Source organism: Plantibacter sp. (assembly GCF_059073635.1).
In genome coordinates, this window is record NZ_JCACOF010000005.1 from 155,515 (window position 1) to 171,072 (window position 15,558).

Annotated in this window: 13 protein-coding genes; 9 read left to right on the forward strand and 4 right to left on the reverse strand. The window is 70.7% G+C overall.

Going from position 1 to position 15,558, the window contains the following annotated elements:
• Positions 1–64: 64 nt before the first annotated feature.
• The 7 genes from AC5JOC_RS04505 to AC5JOC_RS04535 all read left to right on the forward strand — a co-directional run bounded on the left by AC5JOC_RS04505 (position 65) and on the right by AC5JOC_RS04535 (position 8,544).
• Positions 65–823: a DeoR/GlpR family DNA-binding transcription regulator gene (locus AC5JOC_RS04505; protein WP_494245540.1), complete on the forward strand. Its 759-nt coding sequence runs from the start codon at positions 65–67 to the stop codon at positions 821–823.
• A 178-nt stretch (positions 824–1,001) separates the two neighbouring features.
• Positions 1,002–3,041, forward strand: coding sequence for a bifunctional aldolase/short-chain dehydrogenase (locus AC5JOC_RS04510; protein WP_494245542.1), 2,040 nt, complete (start codon positions 1,002–1,004; stop codon positions 3,039–3,041).
• Entirely contained in the window at positions 3,038–4,501 is a 1,464-nt protein-coding gene (locus AC5JOC_RS04515; RefSeq protein WP_192006347.1) for a rhamnulokinase, read from the forward strand. Before AC5JOC_RS04510 ends, AC5JOC_RS04515 begins: the two co-directional genes overlap by 4 nt.
• A gap of 9 nt (positions 4,502–4,510) precedes the next feature.
• Complete coding sequence (locus AC5JOC_RS04520; RefSeq protein ID WP_124767626.1) at positions 4,511–5,443, forward strand: 2-hydroxyacid dehydrogenase; 933 nt, start codon at positions 4,511–4,513, stop codon at positions 5,441–5,443.
• Between the two features lie 121 nt (positions 5,444–5,564).
• Positions 5,565–6,401, forward strand: coding sequence for a FadR/GntR family transcriptional regulator (locus AC5JOC_RS04525; protein WP_192006351.1), 837 nt, complete (start codon positions 5,565–5,567; stop codon positions 6,399–6,401).
• Positions 6,394–7,734: an alpha-hydroxy acid oxidase gene (locus tag AC5JOC_RS04530; RefSeq protein ID WP_192006353.1), complete on the forward strand. Its 1,341-nt coding sequence runs from the start codon at positions 6,394–6,396 to the stop codon at positions 7,732–7,734. The genes AC5JOC_RS04525 and AC5JOC_RS04530 overlap by 8 nt, the downstream gene beginning before the upstream one ends.
• Positions 7,735–7,875: 141 nt before the next feature.
• Positions 7,876–8,544 carry an NAD(P)-dependent oxidoreductase gene (locus AC5JOC_RS04535; RefSeq protein WP_494245545.1) on the forward strand — a complete coding sequence of 223 codons (669 nt, stop codon included), beginning with the start codon at positions 7,876–7,878 and terminating at the stop codon, positions 8,542–8,544.
• A gap of 31 nt (positions 8,545–8,575) precedes the next feature.
• On the opposite strand, the gene AC5JOC_RS04540 is transcribed toward AC5JOC_RS04535, so the two are convergent.
• The 3 genes from AC5JOC_RS04540 to ddaH form a co-directional block, all read right to left on the reverse strand.
• Positions 8,576–9,334 (reverse strand): polyprenol monophosphomannose synthase, encoded by a 759-nt coding sequence (locus AC5JOC_RS04540; RefSeq protein ID WP_138945531.1) that lies wholly within the window; start codon positions 9,332–9,334, stop codon positions 8,576–8,578.
• Between the two features lie 114 nt (positions 9,335–9,448).
• Positions 9,449–9,682 carry a hypothetical protein gene (locus tag AC5JOC_RS04545; protein ID WP_079706387.1) on the reverse strand — a complete coding sequence of 78 codons (234 nt, stop codon included), beginning with the start codon at positions 9,680–9,682 and terminating at the stop codon, positions 9,449–9,451.
• Positions 9,683–9,809: 127 nt separating this feature from the next.
• Positions 9,810–10,691 (reverse strand): dimethylargininase, encoded by an 882-nt coding sequence (ddaH, locus tag AC5JOC_RS04550; protein WP_494245547.1) that lies wholly within the window; start codon positions 10,689–10,691, stop codon positions 9,810–9,812.
• A 162-nt stretch (positions 10,692–10,853) separates the two neighbouring features.
• Between ddaH and AC5JOC_RS04555 the strand changes: the two genes are divergently transcribed.
• Positions 10,854–11,291, forward strand: coding sequence for an Lrp/AsnC family transcriptional regulator (locus tag AC5JOC_RS04555; protein WP_079706386.1), 438 nt, complete (start codon positions 10,854–10,856; stop codon positions 11,289–11,291).
• Positions 11,292–11,380: 89 nt separating this feature from the next.
• On the forward strand, positions 11,381–11,731 hold the full coding sequence (locus tag AC5JOC_RS04560; protein ID WP_079003587.1) for a GntR family transcriptional regulator: 351 nt from the start codon (positions 11,381–11,383) through the stop codon (positions 11,729–11,731).
• Between the two features lie 10 nt (positions 11,732–11,741).
• Here AC5JOC_RS04560 and AC5JOC_RS04565 read toward each other — a convergent pair whose 3' ends face one another.
• Complete coding sequence (locus AC5JOC_RS04565; protein WP_494245550.1) at positions 11,742–15,503, reverse strand: proline dehydrogenase family protein; 3,762 nt, start codon at positions 15,501–15,503, stop codon at positions 11,742–11,744.
• Positions 15,504–15,558: the final 55 nt, after the last annotated feature.

Sequence of the window (15,558 nt, forward strand, 5' to 3'; positions counted from 1 at the left end):
GCTGTGACATCCTGTTGAGAGGGACACGAACGGACACGTCCGACACCGATGGACAGGGGGCGACATGGCCACGACCGGCACGCTCGGCGCCGAGGAACGACGGACCCGACTGACGGCGATCCTCGAACGTGACGGCAGCATCCGCCTCGACGACGCGGCTGCGGAGCTCGACGTGTCCTCGATGACCGTGCGACGCGACCTCGCCGACCTCGAGCAGCTCGGCCTGGTGCGGCGCGTCCGGGGTGGCGCCATCCCGACCCTGCGACCGAGGACCTTCACCGAACGGTCCGCGACGGGTGTCCGCGAGAAGGGCGCCATCGTCGAGAAGCTCCGGTCGCTCATCCCGACGGACGGCGCGATCGCGATCGACGCCTCCAGCACGGCCGGCGGCATCAGTCGACTGCTCGGCGAGTCGACCCTCACGGTGGCGACCAACTCCTACCCGAACTTCATCCTCGCCGGCGCGAACCGCGAGGTCACCGCGATCCTCGTCGGCGGCCAAGCCGAGTCGCGGACCGACAGCTTCATCGGCCCCATCGCCTGCCAAGCGGCGTCGTCGGTGCTCTACCGGCGCTTCTTCCTGTCGGCCGCCGCCATCGACCCGACCGTCGGCAGCTCGGAGGTCACCCTCGAAGAAGCGCAGGTCAAGCAGGCGTTCGCCCGCGCCTCCGACGAGACGATCCTCGTCGCCGCGTCCTCGAAGCTGGGACAGCGCGCGATGGCAGTCGGCTTCGCCCTGGCGGACGTCGACCTCCTCGTCACGGAACTCGACCCCGCCGACCCCGCGCTCGACGCCTACCGCGACGCCGTCGAACTCCTCTGAGCACCCGGCCCCGCACGTCCCGTTCTCAGGAGTCACCGCGCGCGTCGCTCCGCGCCGACCGCAACGCGCCGAGGTTCTCCTGAGATCGGGACATCCGCCATTGCGACATCTGTGACTTCTTGTCATACTTAACACGATTGAACACCGGGCACGGACGTGCCCCGACGAAGGAGTGCGAATGTCCGTGAACCCAACCGCTGCCGAGCTCATCGCCCGCAGCAACCGCCTCGGGAGCGACCCGAAGAACACCAACTACGCCGGCGGCAACACCTCGGCCAAGGGCACCGAGATCGACCCCGTCACGGGCGAGCCGGTCGAGCTCCTCTGGGTCAAGGGCTCCGGCGGCGACCTCGGCACGCTGAAGCCCGAGGGTCTCGCGGTCCTCCGCCTCGACCGCATGCGCGCCCTGCAGGACGTCTACCCCGGCCTCGACCGCGAGGACGAGATGGTCGCCGCCTTCGACTACACCCTGCACGGCAAGGGTGGCGCGGCCCCGTCGATCGACACCGCCATGCACGGCCTCGTCGACGCGGCCCACGTCGACCACCTGCACCCCGACTCCGGCATCGCCATCGCGACCGCCGCCGACGGCCCCGAACTCACCGCGAAGATCTTCGGCGACAAGGTCGTGTGGGTCCCGTGGCGTCGCCCCGGCTTCCAGCTCGGCCTCGACATCGCTGCCATCAAGGCCGACAACCCGCAGGCCATCGGCACCATCCTCGGCGGGCACGGCATCACCGCCTGGGGCGACACCTCCGACGAGGCCGAGGCGAACTCGCTGTGGATCATCGACACCGCGGCCGCCTACATCGAGACGAACTCCCGCCCCGAGCCCTTCGGTCCGCCGCTCGACGGCTACGCAGCCCTGCCCGAGGCCGAGCGTCGTGCGAAGGCGGCGGCCCTCGCGCCCACCATCCGCGGGCTCGCCTCCGCCGACCGCCCCGTCGTCGGCCACTTCACCGACAGCCCCGAGGTCCTCGACTTCCTGGCCTCGGCGGAGCACCCGCGTCTCACCGCACTGGGCACGAGCTGCCCCGACCACTTCCTCCGCACCAAGGTGAAGCCACTCACGGTCGACCTGCCCGCCACGGCGAGCGTCGAGGAGGTCATCGAGCGCCTCGGCACCCTGCACGAGGCCTACCGCGAGGACTACCAGGCCTACTACGACCGCCACGCCACGGCCGACAGCCCGGCGATCCGCGGCGCCGACCCCCTCATCGTCCTCGTCCCCGGCGTCGGCATGTTCAGCTTCGGCAAGGACAAGCAGACCGCCCGCGTCGCCGGCGAGTTCTACGTCAACGCCATCAACGTCATGCGCGGGGCCGAGGGACTCTCCACGTACGCGCCGATCGACGAGGCCGAGAAGTTCGCGATCGAGTACTGGGCACTCGAGGAGGCGAAGCTGCAACGGATGCCGAAGCCGAAGCCGCTCGCGACCCGGATCGCGCTCGTCACCGGTGCCGCATCCGGCATCGGCAAGGCCATCGCCACGCGTCTCGTCGCGGAGGGCGCGGTCGTCGCGATCGCCGACCTCTCGCTGGAGAAGGCGCAGGCGGCGGCGGCCGAGCTCGGCAACACGGACGTCGCCATCGGGATCGCCGCCGACGTCTCGAACGAAGCCGCCGTCCAAGCCGCGATCGACGAGACCGTCCTCGCCTTCGGTGGGCTCGACCTCGTCGTCAACAACGCGGGCCTCTCGCTGTCGAAGTCGCTCCTCGAGACCACCGAGGCCGATTGGGACCTCCAGCACAACGTCATGGCGAAGGGCTCGTTCCTCGTCTCGAAGGCCGCCGCACGCGTGCTCATCGACCAGAAGCTGGGCGGCGACATCGTCTACATCTCGTCGAAGAACTCCGTGTTCGCGGGCCCGAACAACATCGCCTACTCCGCGACGAAGGCCGACCAGGCCCACCAGGTCCGCCTGCTCGCGGCAGAGCTCGGCGAGTACGGTGTGAAGGTGAACGGCATCAACCCCGACGGCGTCGTCCGCGGCTCCGGCATCTTCGCCTCGGGCTGGGGCGCGAACCGCGCGAAGACGTACGGCATCGACGAGCAGGACCTCGGCAAGTTCTACGCGCAGCGCACCATCCTCAAGCGCGAGGTCGTCCCCGAGAACGTCGCGAACGCGGTCTTCGCGATCTGCACGAGCGACTTCAGCCACACGACCGGACTGCACATCCCCGTCGACGCGGGCGTGGCCGCAGCCTTCCTGCGATGAGTGCGGCAGGCCGGAGCGGCACCGTCGCGGCGGTCGACCTCGGGGCCACGAGCGGGCGGGTCATGCTCGGCCACGTCGGCCCCGGCGAGCTGCGCCTCGTGCCGGTCGCCCGGTTCCCGAACACGCCCGTCCGCACGCCGGACGGCCTGCACTGGAACATCCTCGAGCTGTACCGCTCGATCATCGCGGGGCTGTCGGGCGCAGCGAAGCAGGAGCCACACCTCGCGAGCATCGGCATCGACTCGTGGGCGGTCGACTACGGCCTCCTCCGGCAGGGGCGCCTCCTCGGCGCACCGTTCCACTACCGCGACGAACGGACGGCGGCAGGTGTCGAGGCGGTCCACGGAACGGTCCCCTTCGCCGACCTCTACCGCGTGAACGGCCTGCAGTTCCTGCCGTTCAACACCGTCTACCAGCTCGCGACCGAGCGCGACGCCGGCATGCTCGACGTCGCCGACACCGCGCTCCTGGTGCCCGACCTCATCGCGCACTGGCTGACCGGTGCCCGCGTCGCCGAGGCCACCAACGCGTCGACCACCGGCCTCGTCCGCGCCGGCGAACCGACCAGGTGGGACGCCGGACTCCTCACCCGACTCGGCATCCCGGCGGCCGTCCTCCCGCCCATCGTCCAGCCGGGCGATCGCATCGGGACGCTCCTCGAAGCGGTCGCCGCCGAGGTCGGCCTGCCCTCGTCCACACCCGTCACCGCCATCGGTTCACACGACACGGCCTCGGCGGTCGTCGCCGTCCCGATGACGACCCCGGACGCCGCCTACATCTCGTGCGGCACCTGGGGACTCGTCGGGGTCGAGCTCGAACGCCCGGTCCTCACCGAGGCGAGTCGAGCGGCGAACTTCACGAACGAGGGCGGCGTCGACGGACGCACCCGCTTCCTGCACAACGTGATGGGACTCTGGCTCCTGAGCGAATCGGTGCGCACCTGGGAGCGCGGTGGCGAGACGATCGACCTGCCCGGGCTCATCGCCCAGGCCGCCGCGGTCGACGCACCCGTCTCGGTGTTCGATGCGAACGACCCCCGGTTCCTCGCCCCCGGCGACCTGCCGGCGCGCATCGCCGAGTTCCTCATCGAGCACGGGCGGGCGGTCCCGCAGTCCCGTGCCGAGTTCGTCCGGTGCATCATCGAGAGCCTGGCGCAGGCGTTCGCGGATGCGGTCCACACGGCCTCCGAGCTGTCCGGGGTCCAGGTGCGCGCGATCCACGTCGTCGGCGGCGGATCGCAGAACACGCTCCTGTGCCAGCTGACGGCCGACCGAGCGGGGATCCCCGTCATCGCCGGCCCGGTCGAAGCGACGGCGTTGGGGAACGTCCTCGTCCAGGCCAGGGCGGTGGGGATCATCGACGGCGACCTCGAGACCCTGCGCGCCCTCGTCGCCCGTTCCTTCGAGCCGACCCACTACGAGCCGCGCAAGCCTGCCGGCTCCACGTCCGTCAGCCGGTAGCGTCGCAGCATGACCGCTTCTCCACTCATCGTCAGCCTGCCCGCCGACCTGCGCGAGGAGGTGCTGTCGCAAGGCCCCCTCCCCGAGGGCGTCGAGTTCGTCGAATGGGATCTGCGCACCGAACCGCCGGTCGAGCACATCGACCTCGTCGTGCCCGTCTACCTCGGCTCGAACAAGCCGCTCGCGAACGTCGCCGCGGTGACGCCGAAGCTCGTCCAGGTGCAGTCGATCGGCTACGACGGCCTCGCGGACCTCCTCCCGGCCGGCATCACCCTCGCCAACGCGGCGACCGTGCACGAGGCCTCGACCGCGGAGCTCACGGTGGGACTCATCCTCGCCTCGCAGCGGGGCATCCCGGACTTCGTGCGCGCCGAGCGGACGGGCGAGTGGCTGCAGAGCCAGCGCCCGAGCCTCGCCGACCGCCGCGTGCTCCTCATCGGGTACGGCGGGGTCGGTGCGGCCATCGAGGAGCGGCTGCTCCCGTTCGAGGTCGAGGTCACCCGGGTCGCGTCGAGCGCGCGGGAGGACGAGCGGGGGCCGATCCACGGCATCGACGAACTGCCCGGACTCCTGCCGCACGCTGAGATCGTCATCGTCGTCGTCCCGCTCACCGACGGCACCCGCGGCTTGATCGGAGACGACTTCCTGGCGGCTCTGCCCGACGACGCCCTCGTCGTGAACGTCGCCCGCGGCCCGGTCGCCGACACCGACGCACTCGTGGAGCACGCGACGAGCGGTCGCATCCGACTCGCGCTCGACGTGACCGACCCTGAACCGCTGCCCGCCGACCACCCGCTCTGGTCTCTGCCGAACGTGCTCGTCTCCCCGCACATCGGGGGCGCGACGAGCGCCATGCTGCCGCGGATGGCGCGTCTCCTGCGTCGACAGATCGAACACCTGTTGGCCGACGAGGAGCCGGAGAACATCGTCCTCCGCACCTGAGACGGGCGTCGACGTCCGTCGATGTCCCAGCGCAGAAAAATCTGTGGTTGGGGCTCGCGTTGAATCGGTTCAAGAGGTAGGGTTTGTGGTCTGACCACACCGCAGTGTCGAAGGAGGATCGATGAACGCACCAGCGACGGCCGCGCCGGCAGCGGCCACGGCGACGCAGCCCGCCACCGCAGCGGCGGAGCCCAGGGCCTGGGAGGTCGTGCTCGCCCGCATCGAGTCGGACCTCCTCAGCGGTGTCCTCACCCCCGGCGACCGCCTGCCCGGCGAACGTCAGCTCGCGATCGACCTCGGCGTCGGTCGGTCCAGTGTCCGCGAGGCGATCCGCGTCCTCGAGGTCCTGGGGCTCATCCGCACCCACACGGGATCCGGCCCCACCGCCGGCGCGATCATCGTCGCCACGCCGTCCGGTGGCATGGCCACCCTCATGCGGCTCCAGGTCGCCGCGCAGGGCTTCGCCGTCCAGGACGTGGTCGACACCAGGCTCGTGATCGAGACCGCGGTCGTCCACAGTCTGGCGTCGCGTGCCGAAGCGGCCGTCCCCGATCTCACGCACCCCGAGTCCCTGCTCGACGCGATGGACCAGCCCACCCTCACGGAGGCCGAGTTCCTCGCCCTCGACGCGCAGTTCCACCTGTCGCTCGCCGAGGCGGAGGGCAACCAGGTCCTCGTCGCCACGATGTCGGGCCTCCGCGACTCCATCGAGCGCTACGTCCTGGCCGGTGTCCCACAACTGGCGTCGTGGTCAGCCACCGCCGACCGCCTGCGCGCCGAGCACCGGGGCATCGTGGAGGCGATCCGCCACGCCGACGCCGAGCTGGCCCGCCAGTCCGTCCGCTCCCACATCACCAACTACTACCAGGCTCGCGAACTGTCAGAAGACGACAGTCCGCACCCCTCGACACCCACCTCAAGCGACAGTTCGCGGAAAGAAGAGACAGACCATGGTTGAACGCCGCATCCCCAAGCCCCACGACCTCCTGCCGCTCATGCAGTTCAAGAAGCCGGAGTTCAACGCCCGTCGGCGACGCCTGGCGGCCGCCACCACCATCAGCGACCTGCGCACGATCGCGAAGAAGGTCACGCCGACGGCGCCCTTCGACTACACCGACGGCGCCGCCGAGGGCGAGATCTCGCTGGCCCGGGCACGGCAGGCGTTCCAGGACATCGAGTTCCACCCGGCCGTCCTGAAGAACGTCGCGAACGTCGACACCGGCTGGGACGTCCTCGGCGAGCGCGTCGCGTTCCCCTTCGGCATCGCTCCCACCGGCTTCACCCGCATGATGCAGACCGAGGGCGAGCGCGCGGGAGCCTCCGCCGCAGCGGCCGCGGGCATCCCCTTCACCCTGTCGACCATGGGCACGACCTCGATCGAGGACGTCAAGGCGGCGGCACCCGGTGGCCGCAACTGGTTCCAGCTCTACATGTGGAGCGAGCGCGAGCGGTCGATGGCGCTCGTCGACCGCGCGGCAGCAGCCGGCTACGACACCCTCGTCGTGACGGTCGACACCCCCGTCGGCGGCGCCCGCCTGCGCGACGTCCGCAACGGCATGACGATCCCGCCGTCGCTCACCCCGAAGACCATCGTGGACGCGCTCCCCCGCCCGGCATGGTGGATCAACTTCCTCACCACGGAGCCGTTGGCCTTCGCGAGCCTCGACCGCTGGTCGGGAACCGTCGCGGCGCTCATCGACACGATGTTCGACCCGACCGTCGGTCCTGACGAGGTCAAGTACATCCGCGAGCAGTGGAAGGGCAAGCTCATCGTCAAGGGCGTCCAGTCGGTCGCCGATGCGAAGCTCGCCGTCGACCTCGGTGCGGACGCCGTCCAGCTCTCCAACCACGGCGGCCGCCAGCTCGACCGCGCGCCGATCCCGTTCCACCTCCTGCCGAGCGTCGTGCGCGAGGTGGGCAAGGACGCCGAGGTGCACCTCGACACCGGCATCATGAACGGCGCCGACATCGTGGCGTCCGTCGCGCTCGGTGCGCGCTTCACCTTCATCGGCCGCGCGTACCTCTACGGGCTCATGGCCGGCGGGCGCGAGGGCGTCGACCGCGCGATCCAGATCCTCTCGGGCGAGATCGTGCGCACGATGAAGCTGCTGGGTGTCGCGTCGCTCGAGGAGCTGCAGCCGCACCACGTGACCCAGCTGTCGCGGTTCACGACGCTGCAGCCGATGCCGGAGCAGTCGTCGCTGAGCGCCGGCCGGCCGGCCACCGCGAAGCCCGCGGCACCGACCGCTCGGAAGGCTCCGGCCCGGAAGCCGGCGGCCGCGAAGGCCTGACCTCCCGACCGAACGCGGTCACCGCCGCACTCCACGGGTTGTCCCCGATGTCCTCCGTCGCTCCTTCGGGAACGATGGAACCGTCCCGACGGTCGCAGCACTTGCGCCGTCGGGCCGGTGTTCGACGATCTGGAGGCGACGGTGGCACAGCTCCTCGTGATCGGTGGGAGCGGCCGCACCGGGCGACTCATCATCAGCGAGGCTCTCCGCCGCGGCCACTCGGTCACCGCGCTCGTCCGAGACCCCGCCGCCGTCGTCCCCGGCGACCGCCTGACGGTCGTCCAGGGGTCTCCCCTGCGGAGCGAGGACGTCGAAGAGGCCATGCGTGGCGCGCAGGCCGTGATCATCGCCCTCAGCAACATCGGTTCGTCCGACTGGCCGTGGGCGCGCCAGGTCAGCCCTCCCGACCTCATCTCGAACGCCGTCCGGGTCGTGACGGATGCGATGCGCTCGCGTGGCCTCCGTCGAATCGTCCTCCTCTCCGCGCTCGGTGCCGGCGAGTCGGTCCGGAGCGTCCCCGCCGGCCTGCGGTGGGCGACGCACTTCCTCCGACTCGGCACCGTCTACGCCGATCACGAGCAGGCGGACGCGTTCCTCCGCCGCTCGGAGCTCGACTGGACCATCGTGCACCCGACCGTGCTCTCGGCCAGCGACGCCCGACGCCCGGTCGTGTCGTCACCGCCGGGAAGCTGGCCGAGCTCGCTCCGGATCCCTCGCTGCGACGTCGCCGCGTTCCTCGTCGACGCGGTCGACGACGAGGACCTCATCGGCTCGGCTCCGGTCATCTCCTCGGGGCCGCGCCGCAGCTGACGGGGCGCCCGCCGACGGGCGCCGCCGCGAATCAGGAGCCGGCGGCCGCCCGTGACGCTGCCGGACGACGCCCGATGATGCGGTCCGTCAGTTCGCAGACGCCCCACCAGGTGACGCGGAGCATGGCTTCGACGACGATGCCGCTCGTCATCTTGGAGGCCCCGAGCGTCCGCTCGGTGAAGGTGATCGGCACTTCGACGATCCGCAGACCGGCGCGGTTCGCGTGCCAGAGCATGTCGACCTGGAAGCCGTAGCCGTGGCTGTGGACCTCGTCGAGCTGCAGCCGCCGCAGTGCGTCAGCGCTGAACACGCGGTAGCCGCCGGTCACGTCGCGGGCGGGGAGCCGGAGCGCGAACCGGGCGTAGGCACTGCCGACCCGCGAGATGGCCTCGCGATGCTTGGGCCAGTTGACGACGGTGCCGCCCGGGACCCAGCGCGACCCGAGGACGACGTCCGCCTCCGCGGTGGCCGCGAGGAGCGCCGGCAACTGCTCGGGGGCATGGGATCCGTCGGCGTCCATCTCGACCACGTTGCCGAATCCGCGCCCGAGCGCCCAGGCGAAGCCGGCCTTGTAGGCGGCGCCGAGCCCTTCCTTGCCGGTGCGATGCAGCACGTGCACCGCGTCGTCCTCGGCGGCGAGCCGGTCGGCGATCGCTCCGGTGCCGTCGGGTGAGTTGTCGTCGACCACGAGCACCTCGACGGATGGTGCGGCGACACGGACGCGCGCGACGATCCTCTCCAGGTTCTCGCGTTCGTTGTAGGTGGGAATGATGACCACCGTGGAATCCATGTGCCGTCCTCGTGTCTGCTCAGCCAGCGTAGCGCGCTGAACAGGACCGTATCGGCGGCCTCCGACCGGACGGCCGGACGCTCAGGAAACGGTCGGCGAACGTCCGGCTGGGGGTCAGTTGTTGCTGGCGAAGTGCGCCGGGATGAAGATGGCGAGCGCGATCATGAGGATGCCACCCATGAACCAGACGGCCTGCAGGACGTCCGTGCGGAACGCCTCGCCGAACGCCCACATGCCGCCGGCGAACAGGGCGAAGGCGATCACGACCCAGAACCCCGTCGCATCGCTCAGGGTGCCGGAGCGCCCTGCGTTGGCGCGTTCGTGGTCACGTCGTTCTCCGGCGTCCATGGGTGCCCTTCCTCAGGTTCAAGCGGTCAGTGCAGGTATACGCCGCCCCACTGGCACCCGCAACCCCTCGACACCGACCTCGGTCCCTGAGCCGCACGCCCCGACCGGCCCTGAGCTCGTCGAAGGGCTACCCGCGCAGCTCCAGCGTGCAGCACTTCACGCCGCCACCGCCGAGGAGCAGCTCGGACAGGTCGACGCCGATCGGCGTGTAGCCGCGCTCGCGCAGTTGACGCTCGAACCCGACGGCGCGGGCGGCGATGACGACCTCGCGACCGTTCGAGATCGAGTTGAGGCCCAGGACGGCTGCGTCCTCGGTGCTCACGTGGATCGCGTCGGGGTAGCGCTGCTCGAGGATGCGGTTGCTCGCCTCGTCGAACGCGGTCGGCAGGTAGGCGATGTTCGCGGGTGAGCCGTCGGCGGGAGCCACCGGGTCGAGCACGGCGATCGCGGTGTCGAGGTGGTAGAAACTCGGGTTCACGAGGTTGAGGGTCACGACCTCGCGGTCGAAGATCCGACGCACCTCGTCGTGGCTGCGGGGATCGGTGCGGAAGCCGGTCCCGGCGAGGATGGTGTCGCCGACGAGCATGATGTCTCCCTCGCCCTCGTTCACGAACTCGGGGCGCTCGACGCGGAAGCCGTTCGCCTCGAACCAGTCCATGTAGGCCGGCCCCTCGGGGATGCGCTCCTCGTAGGTGAACTTCGCCCCGTAGGCGATACCGTCGAGCGTGAAGCCGCCGTTCGCCGCGAACACCATGTCCGGCAGGCCGTCGAGCGGGTCGATGAGGTCGATCCGGTGGCCGAGATCGAGGTAGGCCTGGTGCAGCTGATCCCACTGCGACACCGCGAGCGAGGTGTCGGTCGGGTCGTCCGGGTTCATCCAGGGGTTGATCCGGTAGCTGACGGTGAAGCGGTCCGGCCGGCACATGAGGTACCGGCGCCGGTTCGCGACGCGGGTGCCGGTCGTGGCGTCCTGCGGGGTGGGGGTGGGGTGGTTGAGCGTCGACGACACGTCGGCCTCCAAACGAGCGAGGGTCGGCGGACGAGGTCCAGGGGCCCGGGGGCACGCCACGTTCATCATCGCATGCGATTCGCAGCGTTTTCACGGAGTTTGGCGCAGGAATGCTGCGAAGTGGCAGCTTTTCGCGCAATGATTGCGCTTACACTGAGTCTCATGGACAACCTCGACCGCGGCATCATCGACCTGCTCCGACAGAACTCACGCGCCGGCTACGGCGACATCGGCACGGTCGTGGGCTTGTCGGCCTCAGCGGTGAAGCGACGCGTCGACCGCCTCGTCGCCGACGGGGTCATCCAGTCGTTCACGATCCAGGTCGACCCCACGGTCGACGGCATGCAGACAGAAGCCTACGTCGAACTCTTCTGCCGCGGCACCGTGTCCCCCAACGAGCTGCTGCGGATCCTGTCGGGCGTCCCGGAGGTCGTCGACGCCGGCACCGTCACCGGGAGCGCCGACGCCATCGTGCACATGCGGGCCAGGAACATCCCAGCCCTCGAGGACGCCCTGGAGAAGGTGCGGATCGCCCCCAACGTCGACCACACCCGCAGTGCGATCGTCCTCACCCGCCTCATCCACCGCCACATCGACTGACCCCTCCCCCGGCCCGCGAACTGTCACCAACGCACAGTGCGGCTCGTTTGAAGTCGCCATTCGTGACCGTTCGCGGGCAGGATGGGCGGATGGAGTGGACGATTCAGGCGGGGACCAGTGTGTTCGAGCAGCTGCGGACGCAGGTGATCGAGGCCGTCCGCGACGGACGACTGGCGACCGGGGCGAAGCTCCCGACGGTGCGCGGGCTGGCCGACGAGCTGGGGATCGCACCGAACACCGTCGCCAAGGCGTACCGGCTGCTCGAGACCGACGGGGTCATCGAGACCCGGGGGCGCGCGGGGACGTTCGTGTCAGCGCACGGCGACGCGATCGACCGGCAGGCGCAGCTGGCAGCGGCGGCCTACGCGGACCGCATCCGAGACCTCGGTGTCTCGCCGGAGGACGCCGTGGCGCTCGTGGAGGCCGCGCTCCGCGCCTGAGCCGCCGGGCTCAGATGACGCTCTGGGACCAGGGGTCGGGGTTGCCGAACCGGTGCGCGGTGATCGAGATCGCCTGTTCGCGGAGGAAGGGCAGCAGCTCCACCCGTCCGGCCTGCGTGACCGGTCCCGCCCAGATCGCGATCTCGGGATCGCCGCCGAGCGCCTCTGCGAGTCGCTTCGCGAGCGGCTCAGGCTCGGAGGCCTCCGTTCCGGGTTCCGCTTCCGCGACCGTCTCGGGACGCGGACCGACGATCCGCACCCGGGTCGCGACCGGCGGCTCCTGGCCCAGCTCGCCCGTGTCGATCGACCCGCGGGCCGCCATCCGGGTCAGCCACTGCTCGTCGGTCTCCAGCGAGACGGGGATGCTCAGCTCGGACAACCAGTCGCGGACCTCGCGCGGCAGCCGCCCACCGAGGCTGACGGTGAACCGCGACCGCGACCGCACCGCGGCGATGAGGACCCGCAGCGCATCGCCCAGGTCGGCCCCCGACGCGACGCGTACCGCGACCGGAACCGGCCGGTAGCGCAGGAGGTTCCGTTCCACGCCGAGCTGCGAGACGTCCTTCACCTCGCCGAACTCGTTCCCCCACGCGATCGCGTCACTGAGCGCCGACCGTCGCAGCACGTCGAAGGCCTCGTAGGTGAGCGACGGCTGGGCCGCCTCGATGAGCTTCACGATGCGGGTGTCGAGCCCGCGGAGGTGCAGGCTGCGGCTCGCCGATCCCGGATCCGGTCGCCACTCGCCGAGCCCGAACAGGTAGTTGGGGCCGCCGGCCTTCGTGCCGGTCCCGACCGACGAACGCTTCCACCCGCCGAAGGGCTGGCGCTGCACGATCGCACCGGTGATGCCCCGGTTGACGTACAGGTTGCCCGCCTCGACGGTGTCGAGCCATTCCCCGAGATCGACCGGGTCGAGGGTGTGCAGGCCCGCGGTCAGTCCGTAGGGGGTCGCGTTCTGCAGGGCGATCGCCTCGGTGAGGTTCGCGGCCTGCATGACACCGAGGACCGGCCCGAAGTACTCGGTCACGTGGAAGGGCGAGCCCGGCTGGACACCGGTGCGGACCCCCGGCGACCAGAGGCGCTCGCTCGGCTGGCCGAAGTTGACCGAGGAGTCGTCGAGCAGCTTCGGCTCGACGAGCCACTTCTCGCCGAGGCGCAGCTCGGTGAGCCCGGCGAGGAGCTTCTCCCCCGCCGGCTCGACGATCGGCCCCATCTGCGTCCGCGCATCGGACGGCCAGCCGACCCGGAGCGAGCGGACGGCGTCCTCGAGCTGTCGCAGGAAGCGGTCGGACCGTGCCACCGAGCCGACGAGGATCACGAGCGACGCGGCCGAGCACTTCTGCCCCGCGTGCCCGAAGGCGCTCTTCACGATGTCGGCGACGGCGAGGTCGAGGTCGGCACTGGGCGTGACGATGATCGCGTTCTTCCCGCTCGTCTCCGCCAGCAGCGGCAGGTCGGCACGCCACCCACGGAACAGCTGCGCCGTTTCGAAGGAGCCGGTCAGGATCACCCGGTCGACGGCCGGATGGGACACGAGCCGACGTCCGAGGTCGCCCTCCGCCACATCGGCGAGCACGAGGAGGTCGCGCGGCACCCCGGCGTCCCACAGTGCCTCGACGACCACGGCTGCGCACCGCTTCGCCTGTGGAGCGGGCTTGATGATCACGCCGCTGCCGGCGGCGAGCGCCGCGAGGACGCCTCCGGCCGGGATGGCGACGGGGAAGTTCCAGGGCGGCGTCACGACCGTGAGCGCGGAGGGGACGAAGCTCGCGCCGTGCACACTCTCGAGCAGGGGCGCGTTGGCCGCGTAGTAGTGCGCGAAGTCGACGGCCTCGCTCACCTCGGGATCGGCCTCGGCGATCGTCTTGCCGGTCTCGCTCGCCATGACCTCGATGAGGTCTGCCCGACGGGAGGCGAGGACCCGAGCTGCAGCGTGCAGGACGGCGGCCCGTTCGGCGGCGGGGCGGGCTCCCCATCGCTCACCGGCGGCGCGGACCATCGTGATCGTGCGTTCGAGGACGCGTGGGTCGTCGATGGCCGCGGCCGCGACCGCTGCGCCACCGAGGGTCGACTGCGGGACGCGCGCCAGGATCGACGCTCCCCACACCCGGTTCGCCGCGAGCGAGGGGTCGGTGTCGGCGGCGTTCTCGAAGCCCGGGGCGCCGTCGACGACACCACCGCGCTCCGAGCGGGAGAAGACCGCCGTCTCGACGTACGCCGAGGACGGATCGGCGTGGAAGCGGTCCTCGCCACCGCTCGATCCGCGTTCCAGCCCGAGGACCTGCTGCGTGAGTCCCGCGTCGGGCGCCTGTGCGGGATCGCGGAAGCGGTCGTCCCCGTCGTTGTCAGGCAGCGGTGCCTCCGGGCCCTCCGCGGCGCGGTCCTGCGTCCGGTTGGGGGTGGGCACCTGCCCGGCGGTCTCTCCGAGGGCGTCGACCGACGCGAGGAACCGGCGTCGCTCGCGCGCGAACAGGGTCGGCTTCTCGGCGAGCTCGAACACCGCCGACATGAAGTTCTCCTCGCTGGCGTTCTCCTCCAGACGGCGGACGAGGTAGGAGATCGCGACGTCGAACTCCTTCGGGTTCACGACGGGCGTGTACAGCAGCACCGTCCCGACGTCCCGCTTGATGGCTTCGACCTGACCGGTCGCCATCCCCAGCAGCATCTCGAAGTCCACCCGCTCGCGGACACCGCGGTCGCCCGCGAGGAGCCATGCGTAGGCGATGTCGAAGAGGTTGTGCCCGGCGACCCCGACCCGCACGACGTCCGTGTGCGCCGGCGTGAGCGCCCAGTCGAGCACGCGCTTGTAGTTGGTGTCGGTCTCGCGCTTCGATCCGGTCGTCGCGAGCGGCCAGCCGTGGATCGCCGCGTCGACCCGCTCCATCGCGAGGTTCGCGCCTTTCACCAGCCGCACCTTGATGGGCGCGCCACCGGCGGCCACGCGCTGCTTCGACCAGGCGGTGAGCTGCATCATCGCCTCGAGGGCGTCGGGCAGGTAGGCCTGGATGACGATGCCGGCCTGGTACTGCAGCAGCTGCGGCTGGTCGAGGAGTCGGGTGAAGACCGCGATGGTGAGGTCGAGGTCGCGGTACTCCTCCATGTCGAGGTTGATGAAGGTGCCGGTCGCGAGCCCCTCCTCGTAGAGCGGCGCGAGGCGACGGACGATGCGGTCGACGACCTGCTCGAACGACCACATGGAGAGTTGGCTGGCGATCGACGAGACCTTGATGGACACGTAGTCGACGTCGGGGCGTTGCAGGAGCTCGCGGGTGCCGGCGAGCCGTTTCGCCGCCTCGCCCTCGCCGAGGACGGCCTCCCCGAGGAGGTTCAGGTTGAGCCGTGAACCGTCGGCGCGCAGCTTCGCGATCGCGTTGCCGAGCTCACGAGGACGGCTGTCGACGATGAGGTGGCCGACCATGCCCCGGAGGACGCGGCGTGCGGCGGGGACGACGACCCAGGGCAGGACCGGACCGACCAGACCGCCCGTGCGGACGGCGGCCTGCTCGTACCAGGGCAGGAACCGCGGCGTCCGACCGGCGAGGGCGGCGAGGGCGTTCCCGGCGACGAGCGGGTCCTCCGGGCGCATGACGCCGTCGACGAACCCGACGGTGAATTCGAGACCGTTGGGATCGCGCAGCACGCCGGCGAGCCGCTCGGCGGCGGGATCGGTCGGAGCTTCCGCCCCTTCGTCGACCCATTTCGACGCGAGGGCGATCGCACGATCCGCGAGTCCGACCGGTTCGGTGGGACCCTCGTTCGCAACGTTCGCCATGCTGCTCAGCCTATGCTCCGATCCGGTGATCCCAGCTGAGGCTCGCGAGTACACG